2 protein-coding genes are annotated in these 1,178 nt (G+C 33.5%); one reads left to right on the top strand and one right to left on the bottom strand.

What is annotated here, in order from left to right; translation table 11 throughout:
* Window positions 1-62 (bottom strand): prepilin-type N-terminal cleavage/methylation domain-containing protein (locus NYG85_RS12060; RefSeq protein WP_284938920.1); only part of this gene is annotated, 62 nt, incomplete at its 3' end.
* 72 nt (window positions 63-134) lie between these two features.
* Between NYG85_RS12060 and NYG85_RS12055 the strand changes: the two genes are divergently transcribed.
* Window positions 135-1,175, top strand: a complete 1,041-nt coding sequence (locus NYG85_RS12055) for a tyrosine-type recombinase/integrase (protein WP_284938919.1) — start codon at window positions 135-137, stop codon at window positions 1,173-1,175.
* Window positions 1,176-1,178: the final 3 nt, after the last annotated feature.

Raw genomic sequence — 1,178 nt, 5'->3', positions numbered from 1 at the left:
GCTAAGATACCTAAAATAACGATCACGAAGATCAACTCAATCATTGTAAAACCCTTTTTCATAGGTTACTCCTTAAAATAAATTTCACTTTACATACACTTAGGTAAAATTACGAAAAAAACAGGGGATAAAAAATGAGAATCTTTAATCAAAATGGTAAAATTTACGTGGAGTTTGAGGCACTCTCAAAGACTATAAAACGCTCACTTGGCTTAAATTACAACGAAAAAAATCTAAAATTTATTAAAAAAACGATTTTGCCGATATTTTTAAAACTAAGCGAGGTTAAAAGCACGAAAAAAACCAGCCAAAAACAGCCAAAAAATGGGTGCAAAAATAGCCTAAAAACACTCTGTGATGAGTTTATAAACAGCCAAGAATTTAATAAAAAAACCACGCAAAACACCGCACGATACGCCATAAAACGTGCATTTGACTTTCTTGATGACAAGGCGATTTCTAGCTATACAAGCGATGATTTTAAGGCGTGTTTAAGCAGTATGCAAAGAAGTCTAAAACCAAGCACAATTCGGCTGATTTTTTGCTATATTTTGCTTGTTTTTCGCCGTGCAAAGGAGCGAAATTTGATAAAAAATATGCCATTTAAAAGCCATTTTTTGCCTAAAAATTCACACAAAAAACGCACGATTTGGACACCAAAACAGATAAAATTAATGCTTAAAAACGCTACAAATGAGCTTAAAATTTTTCTCTACATTGCCTTTTATAGCGGTGCTAGAAGTGGCGAAATTTTAGCACTTAATGCAAATGATATTGACTACAAAAATGGCGTGATAAATATCTCAAAAAATCAAACGAGATTTGAGCTAACAACACCGAAAAATGGCGTTTGTAGAGAGATTTTTATGCCTAGAAATTTAGCACATTTTTTAAAGGCTCAAAATTTCACAAATGGGCAGATTTTTTCAAGTGATTATTTTGCAATTTACTATCAGTTTAAAAAGCTTCTAAAAAGTCTTAAACTACCTACTTTTGGGCTTCACACCACTCGCCACGCCTACACAAGCACACTGATGAATGGGCTAATCTCGCCACAATTTATTGCAAATGCACTTGGGCATTCAAGCCTAAATCACGTAAATAATACCTACTCGCACCTGATTTTACAAAAATCACAGCTAAAAAAGGCACAAAAGGTGCTTGATTTTGGGTAGTTA

It is taken from the genome of Campylobacter gastrosuis (assembly GCF_030249845.1).
In the GTDB taxonomy this organism is placed as follows: domain Bacteria; phylum Campylobacterota; class Campylobacteria; order Campylobacterales; family Campylobacteraceae; genus Campylobacter_A; species Campylobacter_A gastrosuis.
The sequence above is the reverse complement of the archived record's forward strand: the minus strand, read 5'-3'. Positions and strand labels throughout refer to the sequence as shown.